Raw genomic sequence first — 17017 nt, 5'->3', positions numbered from 1 at the left:
GAAAAAACTAAAAAATACCAAATAATAGACTTAAGGCTATCAACGCCACATGAGGATAAGCGACTGTGGGTTTTAAAGCCTGAGTCAGATATTCATTAAATAATGATGTGACACTGGAACGTGACAAAGACCAGCTTTGATTAAACTGCAAGGGCAAAACTTCCTCGCTTTCGTTGTTAGTCAAAGCTTGTTTCAGTGCCTCTTCTATTAACAGTAAACGTTGATTAATACGATCCTGAAAAGTCTTCCAGATAGCATCTTGTAACCATAACATGCCGGTAACGAGTACCGTCCACAGCCCTGCCTGCCAATAAAATAGCAACAGTGAACTGAGAGAAATATTCAGTAATTTGATCACTAACGAAAACTTCTCGTAGCTATCAAATTGATTTTGCAGAGTTGTCCATTCTTGTTGATAAAGCTGGATTGAATCGTTTTGCATAATTAACCTTTAAAAATTGATGAAGAAGCAATGCATTACCTACTTTAAGCGTTTGTATGACTAAAAGCCAAGACTTGGGATACTCGTTTGCAATCCAAAGCCAACATAAGCAATCGATCAACGCCTAATGCTACGCCAGCACAGGGCGGCAAACCATTTTCCAGCGCGGCCAAAAAATATTCGTCTACCGCAATTATGGGTAAGCCATGCTGCTGCCTTTTGATATTGTCTTGCAAAAAGCGCTGGCGCTGTTCCTGTGGATCAGACAATTCATGAAAACCATTGGCGAGTTCGACTCCCTTATAATACAGCTCAAAGCGCTGTGCGACTCTGGGATCTTCAGGATTAAGCTTGGCTAGAGCCGCCTGACTAGCCGGGAAGTCATAAACAAAACACGGCTGCTGCTGACTGATCGCTGGTTCAATATGTTGGCTAAACAATAAATTGAGCAATACATCCTTGTCGTCTTCCTTAACAGCTAGCTCTGCATAACCCAATTCCACACATAATCTTTGTAGTTCGACCAAATCTGTAGCAATAGGATCACAAGCCAGCACTTGCATAAAGGCTTGTTGGTAAGTCAGCCTTTGAGCCTTACCTGTAGCCAATATGGGCATTACCAAGTCGTCCATTTCATCCATTAGCATAAAATGGTCAAAATCCGGTCTGTACCATTCGAGCATCGTAAATTCGGGATTATGCCAACGTCCCGCTTCTTCATTACGAAAGGCTTTACTGAGCTGAAAAATCGCTCCACTGCCTGCACACAATAGCCGTTTCATGGCAAACTCAGGTGAGGTTTGCAGATAAAGTGTTGATGCCTTTGGTGCACCGGGATCATTGAACTGGGTACTAAAAGCCCGTAAATGTAAGTCAGTCACACTGGCATGACTTAAGGCAGGGGTGTCTACTTCCAATACCTCTCGCTGATAAAAAAAATCTCTTATCTGACGGATAATGTTAGCGCGCTGCTGTAAGGTTTCTATACTGGCCGAAGGGCGCCAATCAATAGTATGTGTCATAGAGTTGTTTACACTCGAAAGTTGCCAGTAACAAAAAAGCTCACCTAAGTGAGCTTTCTAAAAGTTAACTCTTAAAATTACTTTTGCGCTCGTGACACATATTCGCCACTACGGGTATCAACCTTAACGATTTCACCTTGTTGCACAAACAAAGGTACACGTACCACAGCTCCGGTAGATAATGTAGCTGGTTTGCCACCTGTGCCAGCGGTATCACCTTTCAAACCTGGATCGGTTTGCACAATTTCTAATTCAACAAAGTTAGGGGGATATACTGTAATCGGAATACCATTCCATAAAGTAATAGTACAAAGATTGTTTTCAACCAACCATTTAAGATTGTCGCCCAATGCTTTAGAATCAGCAGCGATTTGCTCAAACGTATCATTGTTCATGAAGTGCCAGAATTCGCCATCTGAATATAAATAAGCGAGTTCAACGTCCATGACGTCGGCAGTTTCAAATGTTTCATTGGATTTAAAGGTTTTTTCAAGCACTTTGTTGGAAATTAGTTTACGTAACCTAACCCGACTAAAGGCTTGTCCTTTACCTGGCTTAACAAATTCGTTTTCAAGAATGTTAGTAGGCTCGCCGTCGAGCATTATTTTAAGGCCCGCTTTAAATTCGTTTGTACCTATAGTAGCCATGTATCCTCGTAAATATAACTATGCTGAGTCTCTAATTGTTGGCAATAATACCTAAAAAAATCATCGCTGTAGAGCATAACTGGCAAAAAGAACTGGCAATGGCCTTTTCTGACCCCGTTGAGCTACTTAACTACCTGCAACTTCCGCTGGCAGAGTTTGATGAAGACATCAAAGCTAGGGCCTTATTTCCCTTGCGCATACCGCGTCCTTTTGCTGCACGTATGGCTAAAAATGATCGCCATGATCCTTTGTTTAAACAGGTTTTTACCAGCCAGTTAGAATTTAATAACAACGATAACTACAGCACCGATCCTCTAGGTGAGCATCAAAACAGTCAACCCGGTATCCTACATAAATACCAAAGCCGTCTGTTAATGTTGATCCGTGGAGGCTGCGCGGTAAATTGCCGATATTGTTTCAGACGGCACTTTCCTTATGCCGACAACCATTTAAATCGCGCTGAATGGGTGACAGCTTTGGACTACATAAGAGCAGATACCCAACTCAATGAAGTCATTTATTCTGGTGGCGATCCTTTGATGGCCAAAGATGATTTTTTAGCGTGGTTAACTCAAGAAATTGCCACTATCCCCCATATTACCCGTTTACGCATTCATACTCGTTTACCGGTCGTGATCCCCTCTCGCATTACCAACGAGTTAATCAGTTGGCTGACCAATACCCGACTCAAACCTGTCATGGTACTGCATATTAATCACGCCAATGAAATAGATGAATCTGTCAAGCGCGCCATGGCAAAGCTCAAGCAAGCTGGAGTCACTTTGCTGAATCAGACAGTGTTACTCAAAGGCATTAATGATGAGGTTGAACAACAAGTCGCCTTAAGCGAGGCCTTGTTTGAAGGCGGCATACTGCCTTATTACTTGCATCTGTTAGATAAAGTACAGGGTGCCAGTCATTTTGATACAGACGAGCAAGAGGCAAGATTATTAATGGCAGGTTTGATCAAACGGCTACCAGGCTATCTAGTACCTAAATTAGTGAGAGAAATCGCAGGACAACCAGGTAAAACACCACTGGATTTGTTGTTACAGCCTTAGGGTTTACAAAAAATAACCCTTCATACTCTTAGCTAGTAAAACCAGCCATTAAGAATATGAAGAGCCATGAGGTCAATATCAGGCAAAAGTATCCACGTTAGATCCTAATGTCCCATTGGCCGATATTTTTGGCACGTCAGCTGCTGAATCCAGCAGTTGAAGCGTCGCTTTACCTTCACGTTCTTGCTGTGATTTAGCAAGTTGCAAAGCTTTTACTTCAAGCGCCGCACCGGATGCACCAGAGGAACCAGCCCCTTGAATATCCATACCAACTCCCCTATTGCTTGTCGCAAGGTTTAAAAACGGGCAGAATTGCCCGCCTCGCTACGTTATCGACCAACTATAGAAAAACTTTAGCCATGAATATCATTATTGAAAAATTAACTGAAAATATGCAGCTTATTTACCGCAAAGCCATTGATGCAGATGAAGCAATCAGCCGCTTACGCACTGATGGAAAGGGCAAGTTCACAGCCATTTTCCCCTCTGATTCAGGTTTTAGTCATCAGGGAAAGTTTTTTAAAGCCTATGTTGAAGAACTGGCCAGCGACATCAAACAACTAACCGAACTAGACGATGAAACGCAAAAAACCGCGCTGGCTCCCATAGTTAAAAAAATGGAATTGTTACTTTCGACCTTAGGGCAGTTTCAACGCAGCGTACGCTAAGTGAAATAGCACTTGTGTCAGTCGTGCTCAACACGTCAACATAGTATTATCACGAACTAAAGGCCGACAATTAACTCATTGTCGGCCTTTAGTTCTCAGCTCGCTTACCCGGCAGGGCTTTATTGATGTATAGCTAAAGCATCCACGCGGCGGTGGATCTCTTGCACCATAGTTTGATATTCGGGACTATCGACTTTTTTAAACTGTTTAGTAAATGCAGCCTTATTTAATCCTTCTGGTAAGCCTTTGATATTAGGGAAAAACAAGGCTTCATCTGTCGAGTTTGCCAATAAAGCTTGGATTTTTTGGGCTTTTTCAGGCTCAGTTGCGCTCTGGGCAAATTTAACACCTGCAAAGTCGGCACTTAAATCCACAAAACTGTAACCACTGCCACCATTACCTCTATCCATCAACTCTTTGAATTCGCCAATGGCGATACTTAAACCTTGTTCAGACAGGATTTTTATCCCCGCTGAAAAGATAAAGTGTTGATTTAAGTCACCACGTTTAGCTAATACTGGTGGCGTTTTAGGCATGGCAAGTTTGTTAGCAGCGGGCTGCACATCACCAACAAAATTTGCAAAACGATAGTGACCTGCATAAATGGCCAATGCCATGATCGCAGCCTCATTTTCTTTAGCAGCAGTGTCATAATTAGAGCGTTTTTGCGCCTGAGCAAATACAGGACCGATAAATTTAGCCAATGATTGAGCGCTGGATTTTTTGCCCACTTCAAGTTCATTGAGATAATTAAGATAGAAAGCCGTACGCAAGGTTAATTCTTCATCTCCAGCGCGACTCAGACCTTCTTTTACGGTATTGAGTTCTCGTAAAAAGTCATCAATCGGCCTAATACTGATAGTCATTTTCTGCTCAGTCATGGCAATGTTTTCAACTTGACCAATAAACTGTGTGGCAATATCACTACCCGTATACCAATCGGTTAGTGTAGTGATCATCGAAATAGCCCATTGCCCCGGAATAGCCATGGTACCGACTTTGACATGCTCAAGGGCTATGCCATCGGCCGGCAATAACAATATATCCAAGTTGATATAAGGGCCTAGGGGATTGGCAGGTAGCTTATAAGTGGCATAAAAGCCTGTGCCAGCTTCGGAAATAGTCACTTTACCGTTAAAGTTTTTGCGGGCACGTTGAGCAAAACCCACCAAACTACTTAATTGATTTTGAGTGAGGTCGATACGCTGACTAGTAGAGCGATTTTTTAAGCTATCACTGATTTGACGCATCAACTCTTTTACCGAATCTGCATCTTCAACTTGCTGACTGCTGTTTTCGACCACCAAAGGAGTGGGTTCAACAGACATCCATAACAAACCCGCTATGCCCACAAGCAACAAAAACATTAAAATGAATAAAAACTTAATTAACTTAAACACCTGGCTTCTCCTTTAACACAATAATTTCCTTAGTAATAAACAGCTTATACTTCAGCCATATTACCTTTTGACTCAAGCCATTCTTTACGATCAGGTGCGCGTTTTTTAGATAACAGCATATCCATCATTTCCAACATACCTTCAGCATCGTCTACCGTAAGTTGCACTAAACGCCGAGTATTAGGATCCATAGTGGTTTCTCGCAGTTGCAGGGGATTCATTTCACCCAAACCTTTAAAGCGCTGCACGTTTATTTTGCCACGTTTGTTTTCGGCGGCAATGCGATCGAGTACACCTTGTTTTTCACCTTCATCGAGGGCGTAATACACGTCTTTACCCACATCGATTCTAAATAGGGGAGGCATAGCCACATACACATGACCTTCATTAACTAAGGTGCGGAAATGTTTGACAAATAAGGCACACAACAAGGTGGCAATGTGTAATCCGTCTGAGTCGGCATCGGCCAAGATACATATCTTGTTGTAGCGCAAACCACTTAAATCGGTGGAATCAGGATCGATGCCCAATGCCACCGAAATGTCGTGGATTTCTTGCGATGCTAATACTTGCGATGAATCCACCTCCCAACTGTTTAATATTTTTCCGCGCAGCGGCATGATCGCCTGAAAATCACGATCTCGAGCTTGTTTAGCCGAGCCACCTGCCGAATCACCTTCAACCAAAAATAATTCTGAACGACTGGTATCTTGAGTTGAGCAATCGGTTAATTTACCTGGTAAAGCAGGGCCTTGGGTAACCTTTTTACGGGCGACTTTTTTGCTTTGACGCAAACGACTCTGGGCATTGTTAATACACATATCTGCCAGTAATTCGGCAATATCTGTATGGCGATTAAGCCATAAACTAAAGGCATCTTTCACCACACCCGAGACAAATGCCGCCGCTTGGCGAGAGGATAACCGCTCTTTGATCTGCCCGGCAAACTGGGGGTCTTGCATTTTTGTGGAAAGGATATAACTGCAACGATCCCAGATATCTTCGGGGGTTAATTTAACCCCTCTGGGCAACAAATTACGGAACTCACAAAACTCGCGCATCGACTCCAGCAAACCTTGGCGTAAGCCGTTGACATGAGTACCACCTTGCGCAGTCGGGATAAGATTAACATAGCTTTCGGTCGTTAACTCACCACCTTCAGGCAACCATATTACTGCCCAATCAGCAGCTTCATTATTCCCCGAAAAAGAGCCGACAAAAGGCGCATCGTCTGGCAGAGTAATCGAATCTTTGACCGCCTGAATAAGATAGTCGCGGAGGCCATCTTCAAAATACCATTCCTGACTTTCGTTGCTGATTTTATTGTCAAAACGAATCCGTAAACCGGGGCACAATACCGCCTTAGCCCGCAGAATATGTAAAAGTTTAGTAACCGAAAATTTCGCTGAATCAAAATATTGGGGGTCAGGCCAAAAATGCACCTTGGTACCGGTATTGCGTTTACCGCAGGTATCAACAACTTTAAGCTCTTCAACTTTATCGCCGTTTTCAAAGGCCATCTGGTACACATTACCATCACGGCGGATGCTGACTTCAACCCGTTTTGATAGGGCGTTAACTACAGAAATCCCCACACCGTGCAAACCACCGGAAAACTGATAATTTTTATTGGAAAATTTACCGCCGGCATGGAGCTTGGTCATGATCAATTCCACCCCAGAAATTTTTTCTTCAGGGTGAATATCCACTGGCATACCACGGCCATCATCGGTTACCGATAATGACTGATCTTCATGCAGTACCACTTTAATCGAGGTAGCGTATCCACCTAAGGCTTCATCCACACTGTTGTCGATGACTTCCTGACTCAAGTGATTAGGACGGGTAGTATCGGTATACATACCGGGACGGCGCTTAACAGGTTCTAAACCGTTAAGTACTTCGATGGCATCTGCATTATATTGATTTGACATAGTTCTTATTATTTATCAGTTGAGTAAGCACAGAATGTTGACAACAGCGGTTGTCGGTCTAGTTCATGTTATACCAAGCTTCATTTAGTCTTGCAGTAGAAACCTAAAAATTTCTGGCAAGAATCGCTCAAAATCTTGAAAACTGTGATCGCCGCCCTGCTCTATGGTCATTTTTGCCCCCTGATACTTATATTCAGCCTGGCGATAATCCAAGGTTTCATCGCCAGTTTGTAATAGTACCCAAATATTTTCACAGCATTTAACCAGAGGCACATCTAAGCCAATCAACTCGTCAATATGACTGTGTTGCAGCGTAAAGTGCTGCTGGGTGTAGGGGTTAACATGTTCACCTAAATAGTCCACTAGTAATTCATAGGGTTTCACCGCTGGATTGATCAATACCGCCTTGCCACCAAACTTTTGCTGCATATAAGTCGAGAAATAACCGCCCATTGAACTGCCGATAAAACAACACTGTTTATCTGCATGCTCTTTAATGACTGTTTCGATAATGGTGTGAGCCTCGGCGGGATAGTTAGCTAGATTTGGTATTTCTAGAGTTAAATTAGGATAGTGAGTATTAACAAATGCCAAAGTCTGTTGGGCTTTTAACGATTGTGGAGAGCTTAAAAATCCATGTAGATATATAACAACTTTTTCCATATTGGCTTTATTCCACCCTGAAGATTTGTGTTGCGACTTGTCCGTTAGTAGTCAGTTGTAACAAACGATAACCCGCTACTTGTGAGCTTATATCAAATTGTGCCTGCATTGCCCATTGCCAACAAGTACTGGGGCAGGCCATATAATTGCAGTTGTCAATTTGTTGCTCGCTAGCATGATGGATGTGTCCATGAACCATGGCTTTAACTGCTGGATAACGGCTTAGGGTGGCAACAAAATCAATGGCGTTATGCCAGTGATGTTTATCCATCCACCCATTACATGGCAGGGGATGATGATGAGCCGCGATCACATGAAAGTGATCAGAAGCGTTAGCCAAAGCCCGCTCTAGCTTTACTAAAGTTTGTATCGACAAAGCACCATTGCTGGTAGTCGTTTTGGTATTGAGCAAATGGAACTGCCAATTCGCCAGCGTCAACGGAGACTCACATGGATAGTTTAGCCATAATTGTTCAAGCTCAAACTGCTGCTGTAAATTGGCGATATCATCATGATTACCCGGCAAAATCACATAGGGGCACGTGATACCACTCGCATCGACAAGCTGTTTAAAATGCTGGTAACTTTGGGCACTGCCATCGGCACTTAAATCACCGGTGACAAGCAATAAATCAAGTTTATGCTGGACCAATTCAACTAATACTTTGCCGAGACTTTGATAAGGATTGATGTGCCCATAAGCGCTTTGTTGCATATCCGCAAACAGGTGGCAGTCAGAGATTTGTGCAAGCTGTATCACAACTAAACTTTAACCTTTGCTTGGCATTGGCGAATCAAACACTAGTTGATTGCAATTGATCACTGTGTTTCAAACAAAACACTAACCATTCGCCAAGAAATAAGTTAACCAACTCTTTTTCATTACGTTGATACATTTTATTGTTGGGGTATTCGTAGCTTGGTTTGAGTGCGGCAATATGTTGCGAGCTCAAGACCTCGGCCATTTGGGCATCATGATAAAGTCGCACCACCACCACTGGTTTTAAAAAGTCAGGGCCTTCCATGCATCGTTGTGACATTTCAACCGTACTGGTATAGCGACTACTATCGATAATTTTCATTTGATAACTCAGCGAAGCATTCACTGTAAAATGATATTCGAGCGACTCGGTATCACAATCGGGTAACAAGGATAATAAACGCGCGTAGTTATGCTCACACACCTTGTGCATGTTGGCTAACTTAGGCACATACCGCGTTTTATTCATTGTCTTGTTGTTCCCACTCTTGTAATACCTGTTGTTTGTTTAGGGCAAACCATTGTAAGGCGATTAAGGTTGCCGCATTTTCAACTACACCATTTTCGAGCCAAACCATCGCTTGCTGCTCTGCTACTCTATGTACCAAAATATCTTCACTTTCGTAATCTAAGCCATGTACACCTTGGGCTTTGCGCGCATCTACTTTAGCCACATAAATATGTAATCTTTCGGTAGTGCCGCCAGGACTTGCTAAATAACTTAGTGCTTTACGTAAATGGCTTATCTCAACACCAGCTTCTTCTAAGGCTTCACGTTTACACACTTCTGCTGGCGCTTCACCGGGATCAATAATGCCCGCGACGATCTCAACTAACCAGGGTGAATTCGAGGTGGCTAAAGCACCTATACGTATCTGTTCAATCAAGACAAACTCGGCTAATGCTGGATCATAGAGTAATACCGCTACGGCATGGCCACGCTCAAAAATTTCCCGCTCAATCACCTCGCTCCAGCCACCTTGAAACAGACGATACCTGAAAGCATATTTAACCATCTTGAAAAAACCATTATAAAGAGAGTCTTTTTTAATGATTTCTACATCTTGCGCAGAAAATTGTTGGATCTTCGACAAAACAGTTCCTTTAACAGCTGGTTTTTTAAAATACTTGAGTCATTATCCTAGCATATAATCGTTTAAATTCGGCTAACCGTACGAGTGGTCTTATTACAAAATATTCTGTTACACTTGAACCTTAAGTGTTACCACTAAGCGTTTTCGCTTATCGCTTGATTTGCTTACACTTTACACAAATAATCGCATATTCGGCTAAAGCGTCTGTTCAGCTAAGATCGGATCAGGAACTACCATAGGAAAACTAATGAAAAAAACACTTTTGTCGCTACTGATAGGGATAAGCATAACCTCATCAGCTTACGCTGATTCATTGTTTGATGTTTACCAGCAAGCATTACAAAACGATCCAGCCACCTTACAGTCTAAAGCGACTAAAGAAGCGGCTTTCATTGATATCGATAAAAGCCGTGCAAGTTTGTTACCCCAAGTATCGTTAGCATTATCAGCCAGCAAAACCTACGGTGACAGTGACGGCTCGAGTAACAGCGCTAGAATAAATTTAAGCCAAAGTATTTACGACCATTCCAATTGGATAGCCCTTGATCGAGCAGAACTTGTTGCTAGTCGTGCCGATACAAACTACGCCAGCGCCATGCAAAACTTGATTGTGAGAGCAGTAAGTAGTTATTTCAACACTTTACAAGCTCAGGATGATTTGGAGTTTGCCCAAGCAGAAAAACGCGCCATCGAACGTCAGTTAGAGCAAACCAAACAACGTTTTGAAGTAGGTTTGACTGCCATTACCGACGTACATGAAGCCCAAGCTCAATACGATACGTCAGTGGCTGCTGAAATAAGCGCAGAAAATGCCGTTGAAACTAATCTAGAAGCACTACGTGAAATTACCGGTGCGTATTATCAACAGCTTAATGTACTAAACACGCAAACTTTTTCGGCCAGCATGCCTAGCCCAAATGATATCAATGATTGGTTAAAATTGGCTGAAGAGCGAAATTTACAATTATTAGCTTCTAATACCAGTGTAGACATTGCCAAGTTTGATATTAAAAGCGCCAGAGCAGGTCATTATCCAACGGTAAGTTTAACGGCAAATGCGAACTCGTCAGATAACGGTAATACGCCGGTGATAACTGAGGACGGTCTTTCATCCTCAGATGATCGTTACAATACTTATGGCATAGGTTTGTCGGTATCCATACCTCTATATAGTGGTGGCCGTACCACGGCTAACGTTGACTCAGCTAAATACAGTTTTATTGCTAACAGTGAAGAGCGCGAAAGAATTCATCGCTCAGTGATCCGTAGCGTACGTTCAAACTACAACGACGTAAAAGCCGCGATTTCTCGTATTAAAGCTTTTGAGCAAGCCGTGGTATCAGCCGAAAGTGCTTTAAAAGCCACTGAAGCAGGCTTTGATGTAGGTACTCGTACCATAGTCGATGTACTTAACAGTACCCGTAACTTGTTTGATGCCCGCCGTAATTTATCACGGGTTAGATACGGTTACGTGACTAGCATGATGAACCTGAAATTAGCCGCAGGTACTTTGTCAGAACAAGATGTTAAAGACATTGATATGGGTTTAACTGCTCAAGTTAAATAAGCAAAAGTATTAGATCTAAAGGCAGCTACGGCTGCCTTTTTACTATACAGCTGTCAATGCCAACAACCCCTGACGCACTGCCGCAGGAATAGCCACTGGCTGACGCGTTTGACTATCCACATACACATGTACAAAACGCCCTTGTGCCGCAGGCTCAACACTGTCTTGCTTAAATACCCCTAAACGATAAGTCACCGAACTATTACCTACTCGCTCCACCAATAGACCTATTTCCAAAATCTGTGGATAAGCCACCGAGGCAAAAAAGCGGCACTGAGTTTCAGCCACCACGGCAATTACCTTATCTTCTAAAGGATTAAGCCAGCCTTTATTAATTAATAAACGATTCACCACAGTATCACAATAGGCGTAGTACACCACGTTATTAACATGGCCATACATGTCGTTATCCGCCCAGCGTGTTGGCAGAGTTTCGAAATATGGGTAGTCACTTTTGTTGCAAATTTCAGTGTTCATAGCTTATCCGTTTGGTTATCCAGTAGGTCTATCCCCCTTATCATTGGGATTGCGCGACGGCGGTAAAGGAACTCAGCTCCATGTGCTTAGCCGTACTCAGTGTAACGCGGTCGCCGAATAGAGTGAGGTTGAGTGAGAGCAGCCAACAAACGTGCAGTTTCACGGATGAAGGGGATACATTTCTACCAGGCACTTTGATATAAGCTCAGTGCATCTTCATAACTTATCGGCTTGGGGTTATTTTGTAATAAGCGGGTTTGTTTCATAGCCTCTGTGGCGAGCAATGGTAAGTCATCTTGCTTAACCCCGTAGTCCCTGAGTTTTTTATCTAAGCCGACCTCGAGTGCCAAGCTTTGCATTTTAGTGATAAAACATTCCGCTCGAGACAAAGTATCAGCCGGTAAGTCAGTTAGTAATAAACTAGCCAACTCAGCATAGTCATTTACGGCAGCGCTTAAGTTAAACCTGAGTATATGGGGCAACATCAAGGCATTAGTTAAGCCGTGCGCCAGATGATAAATACCACCAAGGGGATAGGCTAAAGCATGCACACCGGCCACCGGTGCATTCGCAAAAGCCTGCCCAGCTAACATCGCACCCAACATAGTATCCTGACGATAACTGGGGTCATTACCATTGATGTAAGCTAGTGGTAAAGCCTTGCTCAGCAATTGTAAAGCCTGTCTGGCAAGATTATCCGATAGAGGATTCTTTTTAAGCTTACTGGTATAAGCCTCAATAGCATGCACCATGGCATCAATTCCGGTTTCAGCGGTGATACTGGCGGGCATGCCAAGTAACAAGGTGGCATCCAGCATTACCAAATCAGCATAGAGCACCGGAGACACGACACCCGACTTAGTAAATTCACCGGTAGTCACCACTGCTATAGGCGTGACCTCAGAGCCAGTTCCTGCCGTGGTAGGGATTTGTACTAAGGGCTTGCGCTTGGAACGAATATTATCGACACCATACATCGCTGGCAAAGCCTGCTGTTCCATAGCCAGTACCGCCACTAACTTGGCAGTATCCATTGAACTGCCACCACCAAAACCTATAATCACATCAGCTTCCAAGGCTTGTTCAGTCGCTTTTAACATTACTGCTTCGGGCGGATCAGCTTTGACTTCGCCGAAAACATTAACTTTGATACCAGTAGCGTTAAGGGATGATATAGCATCATCCAGTTTCCCCAGTTTGAGCAATATACTGTCGGTAATGATCAGCACCTGCGTCACGCTAAACTTTTGTTTTAGTATTTCGCCAAGTTGCTGACTACAATAAGCGCCGCAGCGGATATCACCCACCGTTTGAAAGCTAAACTGTTGTGCCATAAATCATCCCAAGCCCTGATAATTAGCTTAAAACACTATAACGTACTCACCCAGCGAGCCAAAGATTCTGCGGTATCATAAATATTGATATATAAAAATAGCCTTGGCTGAGGATTGACAGTTTCTGCTAAATCACTAACCTAGCGAGCCATTTTATTAATCTGTTATACCCATGCAAGCAGCCAAGCTCAAAGACCAATTTGTACGTATTCGCAGCAACAAACTTTTCGAAATATTCGTTGTATCAGTGATTATATTTTCTGCCTTATTAGTTGGCGCAAAAACCTATGAAATGTCCTCCACTATGCTGCAAATCGCGCACTTTTTGGATTGGTTTATCACTATTTTCTTTTTGACCGAAATCGGTATCCGATTTGTTGCTGAACCACGTAAACGGGATTTTTTCAAAAGTTTCTGGAATGTTTTTGATACTTTGATTGTGGTGATCAGCATGATCCCTGCAGATGATACCGAGTTAGCTTTAATCGCTAGGTTAGTCAGAGTTTTCCGAGTACTACGGATGATTTCCATCATCCCAGAATTACGGATTTTGTTAGTTTCGTTGGTTAAAGCCATGCCACAACTGGGCTATGTAATGTTGCTGATGTTTATCATCTTTTATATTTACGCGGCAATTGGTAGCACCTTGTTTGAAACGATCAACCCAACATTATGGGGTGATATCACTATATCTCTACTGACTTTATTCAGGGTCATGACCTTCGAAGATTGGACCGATGTGATGTACGAAACCATGGAGGTCTATCCCTTTAGCTGGCTGTTTTATTTGACCTTTATCTTTTTTACCACCTTTGCATTTTTAAATATGGTGATCGGCATAGTGGTAAACGTGATGGAAGAAGAAAATGCCAAAGTCAAAGCCGAAGCAAGTGCAGAAGAAGGCGAACCCTCACTCAAACAAATATCACAACAAATTAGTGAATTACAAAAACAGCTTCAGCAATTGAAGATAGCTAAAGCAGATTAGATAAAAAGGCCTTGGCAATTCATTACCAAGGCTCTAGCTACTATTAAAATTGGAATCGTGCTTTAAGCGCAGCAATGCGTTTAATCGATTCAGGATCGTTGAGTTGTCGTTGTTCTAACTTACGGTTTGCTAAAAAATCTTGTTTGGCTAACAACAATGCCTCGACATAGTTTAGGTAAACTTCTTCTATTTGCATTTTGTCGTCCACAACACGGTCATAAAGTTTGATGGCCTTGTCATACTCTTTTTCTGCTACCAATATTTGCGCCATTGTATCCACGGTGGCGGGATCGTTTGGTTTTAACGCAACCGCTTTATCAGCGTATTCTTTGGCCTTTTTTAACTGGCCATTTTGTAAATTCAGATAAGCTAAGTTATTAAACGCAATATAGTTCTGCGGATTTTTCTTGATCGCATATTCATAGGAGAGCATGGCATTGTCAGTATCATCACCAATCTGACGCTCAGCTAATAACATTCTTGAGGGAATATCATCTGGATAATTAGCAAGATGCTGTTTTAAAAACGCCACCGCTTGTTCGGCTTGTTTTAATTGCTCAAAAATGGCTACCAACAATACTGAGTTTCGATAATTAGGGGATGCCTGATAAGCTATCTTGGCGTTTTCGAGAGCCTCGGCAGGCTTTTTATCCAGTAACTGTAAACGAGCCTGAAAACCTTTAACCAAAGGCAGTTTTAAACTTTCTGCTGGCAAGTTTTCGTATGCTTTTTTTGCTAGCACGATATCGCCGTTCATAATCAAAAAATGCGTTAGTAACAATTGCATTTGCAGATCATCACGATTTTCTAAATAGCTTTTTGATAACTTAATGCCGTCGGCAAATTTGTTTTCACTGTCAAGTAACAATAAACGCCCTAGAGTGGCATCTTTATCATTGGGATAGACCTGTAACCAAGCTTCGTAATGTTTTTCTGCAGCACTACGTTGGTTACTATTAATCAAGCTCTGACCTTTGATTTTCCAGTAGCTAGCAGGCATGTTAGTCACATCTTTTACGCTATCTAAGATATTAATGGCTTCTTGATAATTTGTCTCAGCCAAGTAAATCCGCGCTAACAGTAAACGTAAATCTAAATTGTCAGGCTGTTTACTGTGTACAGATTTTACTTTGTCGATTGCCTGCGCAACTTGGCCTTGTTTCTTTTGCAATAAATAATTGGTAGCAAGGGCCGGTAAATAACTAGCGTGATTAGTTAGCAGTTGCTGCATTTTTTCACTAGCGGGCTCAATTTTTTGCTGCAATATATCCAGTTTTATCAAAGCCATCGGCGGCTCTGGTGCCTTATTATCTAAGTTTGCGGCTTGCTCAAATTCGCTCTGGGCCTCTGCATATTCTTTGCGCTTAAGGTGAGTCTCACCTTTGAGCATATAGGCTTTTATTTCCTTAGGGTGACTGGTTTTCCAACGAGTAGCGAGTTCTAAAGCTTTATCTAACTGACCTGTCGCTAAATACGCTGTTGCTAAAGTCGTTTGCGCACTGACTAAATCAGGTGATTTTTCGACTGCCTCCTCTAAATTAACAATGCCTTCGAGATTATTTAGCGACAATTGTAATAAACCCAGACGAGTCAAATCTTCGGCTGTAACACTGATATCAGAAGACTTCTCGACCAAATGACGGGCATCTTTTTCGTAACCCTCTTTTAATAGCTGGTAACTGGCTTTAGACAATAATGGCGCATCTCCCGCGCTCAATTCATCGATACGTTCCAGCACATCCCCTGCTTCATTGGTCAAACCTAACTGTAACTGACTGGCTGCCAGTAATTTTAAGGCAGGATGACTATCGGGCAACAAACTCGCGACAAAGGAAAAATGTCGATTAGCACCGTTATAATCAGCAATTTGGTAGGCCGCGTAACCAGCTATTAAACGTAAAGCAGGATCATTCGCGCCATTGGTAATGGCTGTTTCCGCGTATTGTAAAGCCTTAGTGAAATCCTTTTGCGACGCTCTTGCAACGGCTTTAAGCTGATTTAACAAAGGGTTTTTGGGGTTGATCGGGAGTAATTTATCCACTAAGGGTTCGGCTTCTTCAGGATGCCCCAAATCGACCAATAACTTAGCTAATACAAAACTTATCTGATTGTCTGCTGGATAAAATTGCACATATTCTTTAAATACCTCTGCCGCCGCTTGTGGATTGTTCAAAGCCAAATGCAGTTGTGCTAGCAGTTTTAATACTTCAGCATCTTGTGGTGCTTGTTTACGTAACTCAGAAATAGCGGCTAAAGCAGCATCAAAATCTTTATCTAATACATAGACATAGGCTGCAGTTAAACCTTTGTAGATTGAATTAGTATCAAGGGCAGCAAGTTCTTCGATTAACAGCCGAGCTTCATCAGCTTTTTCCAATCTGACTAAAGACAAGACTTTAAAATAACCAATTTCAGCGCGCTCAACAGAGGTTAAGCCCTCTTGTTTATGTTCGATTTTACTCAAAGCCGAATAGGCTCCGGTTTGTTTATAAGCCTGAGTTAATAGAGGCAATACTTTGGCCGGACCATAGCCATATTCAAATGCACGGTTAAGTTCTTTTTCGGCACTTTCATACTGCTTGGTTTGCAAATAGGCTTTACCTAATTCGAAACGGGCAGAGGCCGACTTAGGGTCAGCCTGCACAGCATTTTTCAATGCTACAATAGCGGCCGGGTTATTATCTTCGCTCATAAACTGTGCAGCTTGGGCGATATATTCATCGGCTGTTTTAGGGCCACAGGCAGATAAAAGTGAGATACCAAGACTAAATAGTCCCAACTTAATCAAAGTTGGCATTGTTTTATTCATTTTCTCAATCCTTAAGTGAGTCGCGTAGGAGATAAGCAAGTTGCTGACACTACGATACTTACAGTTGTGTCGCAATTACAGACTTTTATCGTAAGAATTTAACAATATATCCACTTTCCGTTTGGGTAAATACCTTGTTTTAAACTGCAGC

17 protein-coding genes are annotated in these 17017 nt (G+C 42.4%); 4 read left to right on the top strand and 13 right to left on the bottom strand.

The window, feature by feature from the left end:
• Nucleotides 1-7: 7 nt before the first annotated feature.
• The 3 genes from AX660_RS06870 to efp all read right to left on the bottom strand — a co-directional run bounded on the left by AX660_RS06870 (nt 8) and on the right by efp (nt 2111).
• On the bottom strand, nt 8-442 hold the full coding sequence (locus AX660_RS06870) for a hypothetical protein (protein ID WP_068374378.1): 435 nt from the start codon (nt 440-442) through the stop codon (nt 8-10).
• 44 nt (nt 443-486) lie between these two features.
• The gene (gene epmA / locus AX660_RS06865; protein WP_068374375.1) at nt 487-1464 is read right to left on the bottom strand and encodes an elongation factor P--(R)-beta-lysine ligase; all 978 of its coding nucleotides are present in this window, start codon (nt 1462-1464) and stop codon (nt 487-489) included.
• Between the two features lie 77 nt (nt 1465-1541).
• On the bottom strand, nt 1542-2111 hold the full coding sequence (gene efp, locus AX660_RS06860) for an elongation factor P (RefSeq protein ID WP_068374372.1): 570 nt from the start codon (nt 2109-2111) through the stop codon (nt 1542-1544).
• A gap of 35 nt (nt 2112-2146) precedes the next feature.
• Between efp and epmB the strand changes: the two genes are divergently transcribed.
• Nucleotides 2147-3172 (top strand): EF-P beta-lysylation protein EpmB, encoded by a 1026-nt coding sequence (gene epmB / locus AX660_RS06855; protein WP_068374368.1) that lies wholly within the window; start codon nt 2147-2149, stop codon nt 3170-3172.
• Nucleotides 3173-3250: 78 nt separating this feature from the next.
• Here the strand turns inward: epmB and AX660_RS06850 are convergent, their stop codons facing one another.
• Entirely contained in the window at nt 3251-3439 is a 189-nt protein-coding gene (locus AX660_RS06850) for a hypothetical protein (RefSeq protein ID WP_068374365.1), read from the bottom strand.
• A 92-nt stretch (nt 3440-3531) separates the two neighbouring features.
• On the opposite strand from AX660_RS06850, the gene AX660_RS06845 reads away from it, so the two are divergent.
• On the top strand, nt 3532-3840 hold the full coding sequence (locus tag AX660_RS06845) for a hypothetical protein (RefSeq protein ID WP_068375318.1): 309 nt from the start codon (nt 3532-3534) through the stop codon (nt 3838-3840).
• A gap of 119 nt (nt 3841-3959) precedes the next feature.
• Here AX660_RS06845 and AX660_RS06840 read toward each other — a convergent pair whose 3' ends face one another.
• The 6 genes from AX660_RS06840 to nudF form a co-directional block, all read right to left on the bottom strand.
• Nucleotides 3960-5240: a hypothetical protein gene (locus AX660_RS06840; RefSeq protein WP_068374362.1), complete on the bottom strand. Its 1281-nt coding sequence runs from the start codon at nt 5238-5240 to the stop codon at nt 3960-3962.
• Nucleotides 5241-5284: 44 nt separating this feature from the next.
• A complete protein-coding gene (gene parE, locus AX660_RS06835) occupies nt 5285-7174 on the bottom strand; it encodes a DNA topoisomerase IV subunit B (RefSeq protein WP_068374359.1) in 1890 nt (629 codons plus the stop codon).
• 84 nt (nt 7175-7258) lie between these two features.
• Nucleotides 7259-7837, bottom strand: coding sequence for a YqiA/YcfP family alpha/beta fold hydrolase (locus tag AX660_RS06830; protein WP_068374356.1), 579 nt, complete (start codon nt 7835-7837; stop codon nt 7259-7261).
• 7 nt (nt 7838-7844) lie between these two features.
• Nucleotides 7845-8597, bottom strand: a complete 753-nt coding sequence (locus AX660_RS06825) for a metallophosphoesterase (RefSeq protein WP_082768761.1) — start codon at nt 8595-8597, stop codon at nt 7845-7847.
• 34 nt (nt 8598-8631) lie between these two features.
• A complete protein-coding gene (locus tag AX660_RS06820; protein WP_068374353.1) occupies nt 8632-9066 on the bottom strand; it encodes a DUF1249 domain-containing protein in 435 nt (144 codons plus the stop codon).
• Complete coding sequence (gene nudF, locus AX660_RS06815; RefSeq protein ID WP_068374350.1) at nt 9059-9691, bottom strand: ADP-ribose diphosphatase; 633 nt, start codon at nt 9689-9691, stop codon at nt 9059-9061. The genes AX660_RS06820 and nudF overlap by 8 nt, the downstream gene beginning before the upstream one ends.
• Nucleotides 9692-9938: 247 nt before the next feature.
• On the opposite strand from nudF, the gene tolC reads away from it, so the two are divergent.
• The gene (tolC, locus tag AX660_RS06810; protein ID WP_068374347.1) at nt 9939-11258 is read left to right on the top strand and encodes an outer membrane channel protein TolC; all 1320 of its coding nucleotides are present in this window, start codon (nt 9939-9941) and stop codon (nt 11256-11258) included.
• Nucleotides 11259-11300: 42 nt separating this feature from the next.
• Here tolC and AX660_RS06805 read toward each other — a convergent pair whose 3' ends face one another.
• Nucleotides 11301-11735 (bottom strand): acyl-CoA thioesterase, encoded by a 435-nt coding sequence (locus AX660_RS06805; RefSeq protein WP_068374344.1) that lies wholly within the window; start codon nt 11733-11735, stop codon nt 11301-11303.
• A gap of 182 nt (nt 11736-11917) precedes the next feature.
• On the bottom strand, nt 11918-13069 hold the full coding sequence (locus AX660_RS06800) for an iron-containing alcohol dehydrogenase (protein WP_068374341.1): 1152 nt from the start codon (nt 13067-13069) through the stop codon (nt 11918-11920).
• 172 nt (nt 13070-13241) lie between these two features.
• Between AX660_RS06800 and AX660_RS06795 the strand changes: the two genes are divergently transcribed.
• Nucleotides 13242-14057, top strand: a complete 816-nt coding sequence (locus AX660_RS06795) for an ion transporter (protein WP_068374338.1) — start codon at nt 13242-13244, stop codon at nt 14055-14057.
• A 43-nt stretch (nt 14058-14100) separates the two neighbouring features.
• Here the strand turns inward: AX660_RS06795 and prsT are convergent, their stop codons facing one another.
• Nucleotides 14101-16866 (bottom strand): XrtA/PEP-CTERM system TPR-repeat protein PrsT, encoded by a 2766-nt coding sequence (gene prsT, locus AX660_RS06790; protein ID WP_068374336.1) that lies wholly within the window; start codon nt 16864-16866, stop codon nt 14101-14103.
• Nucleotides 16867-17017 lie beyond the last annotated feature (151 nt).

It is taken from the genome of Paraglaciecola hydrolytica (genome assembly GCF_001565895.1).
GTDB lineage: Bacteria > Pseudomonadota > Gammaproteobacteria > Enterobacterales > Alteromonadaceae > Paraglaciecola > Paraglaciecola hydrolytica.
This window is presented reverse-complemented; position numbering and strand designations above follow the sequence as displayed.

Coding starts and splice junctions, on each gene's coding strand:
- AX660_RS06870 (WP_068374378.1), bottom strand. CDS start 442: ATGCAAAACGATTCAATCCAGCTTTATCAACAAGAATGGACAACTCTG.
- epmA (WP_068374375.1), bottom strand. CDS start 1,464: ATGACACATACTATTGATTGGCGCCCTTCGGCCAGTATAGAAACCTTA.
- efp (WP_068374372.1), bottom strand. CDS start 2,111: ATGGCTACTATAGGTACAAACGAATTTAAAGCGGGCCTTAAAATAATG.
- AX660_RS06850 (WP_068374365.1), bottom strand. CDS start 3,439: ATGGATATTCAAGGGGCTGGTTCCTCTGGTGCATCCGGTGCGGCGCTT.
- AX660_RS06845 (WP_068375318.1), top strand. CDS start 3,532: ATGAATATCATTATTGAAAAATTAACTGAAAATATGCAGCTTATTTAC.
- parE (WP_068374359.1), bottom strand. CDS start 7,174: ATGTCAAATCAATATAATGCAGATGCCATCGAAGTACTTAACGGTTTA.
- AX660_RS06830 (WP_068374356.1), bottom strand. CDS start 7,837: ATGGAAAAAGTTGTTATATATCTACATGGATTTTTAAGCTCTCCACAA.
- AX660_RS06820 (WP_068374353.1), bottom strand. CDS start 9,066: ATGAATAAAACGCGGTATGTGCCTAAGTTAGCCAACATGCACAAGGTG.
- tolC (WP_068374347.1), top strand. CDS start 9,939: ATGAAAAAAACACTTTTGTCGCTACTGATAGGGATAAGCATAACCTCA.
- AX660_RS06805 (WP_068374344.1), bottom strand. CDS start 11,735: ATGAACACTGAAATTTGCAACAAAAGTGACTACCCATATTTCGAAACT.
- AX660_RS06800 (WP_068374341.1), bottom strand. CDS start 13,069: ATGGCACAACAGTTTAGCTTTCAAACGGTGGGTGATATCCGCTGCGGC.
- AX660_RS06795 (WP_068374338.1), top strand. CDS start 13,242: ATGCAAGCAGCCAAGCTCAAAGACCAATTTGTACGTATTCGCAGCAAC.
- prsT (WP_068374336.1), bottom strand. CDS start 16,866: ATGAATAAAACAATGCCAACTTTGATTAAGTTGGGACTATTTAGTCTT.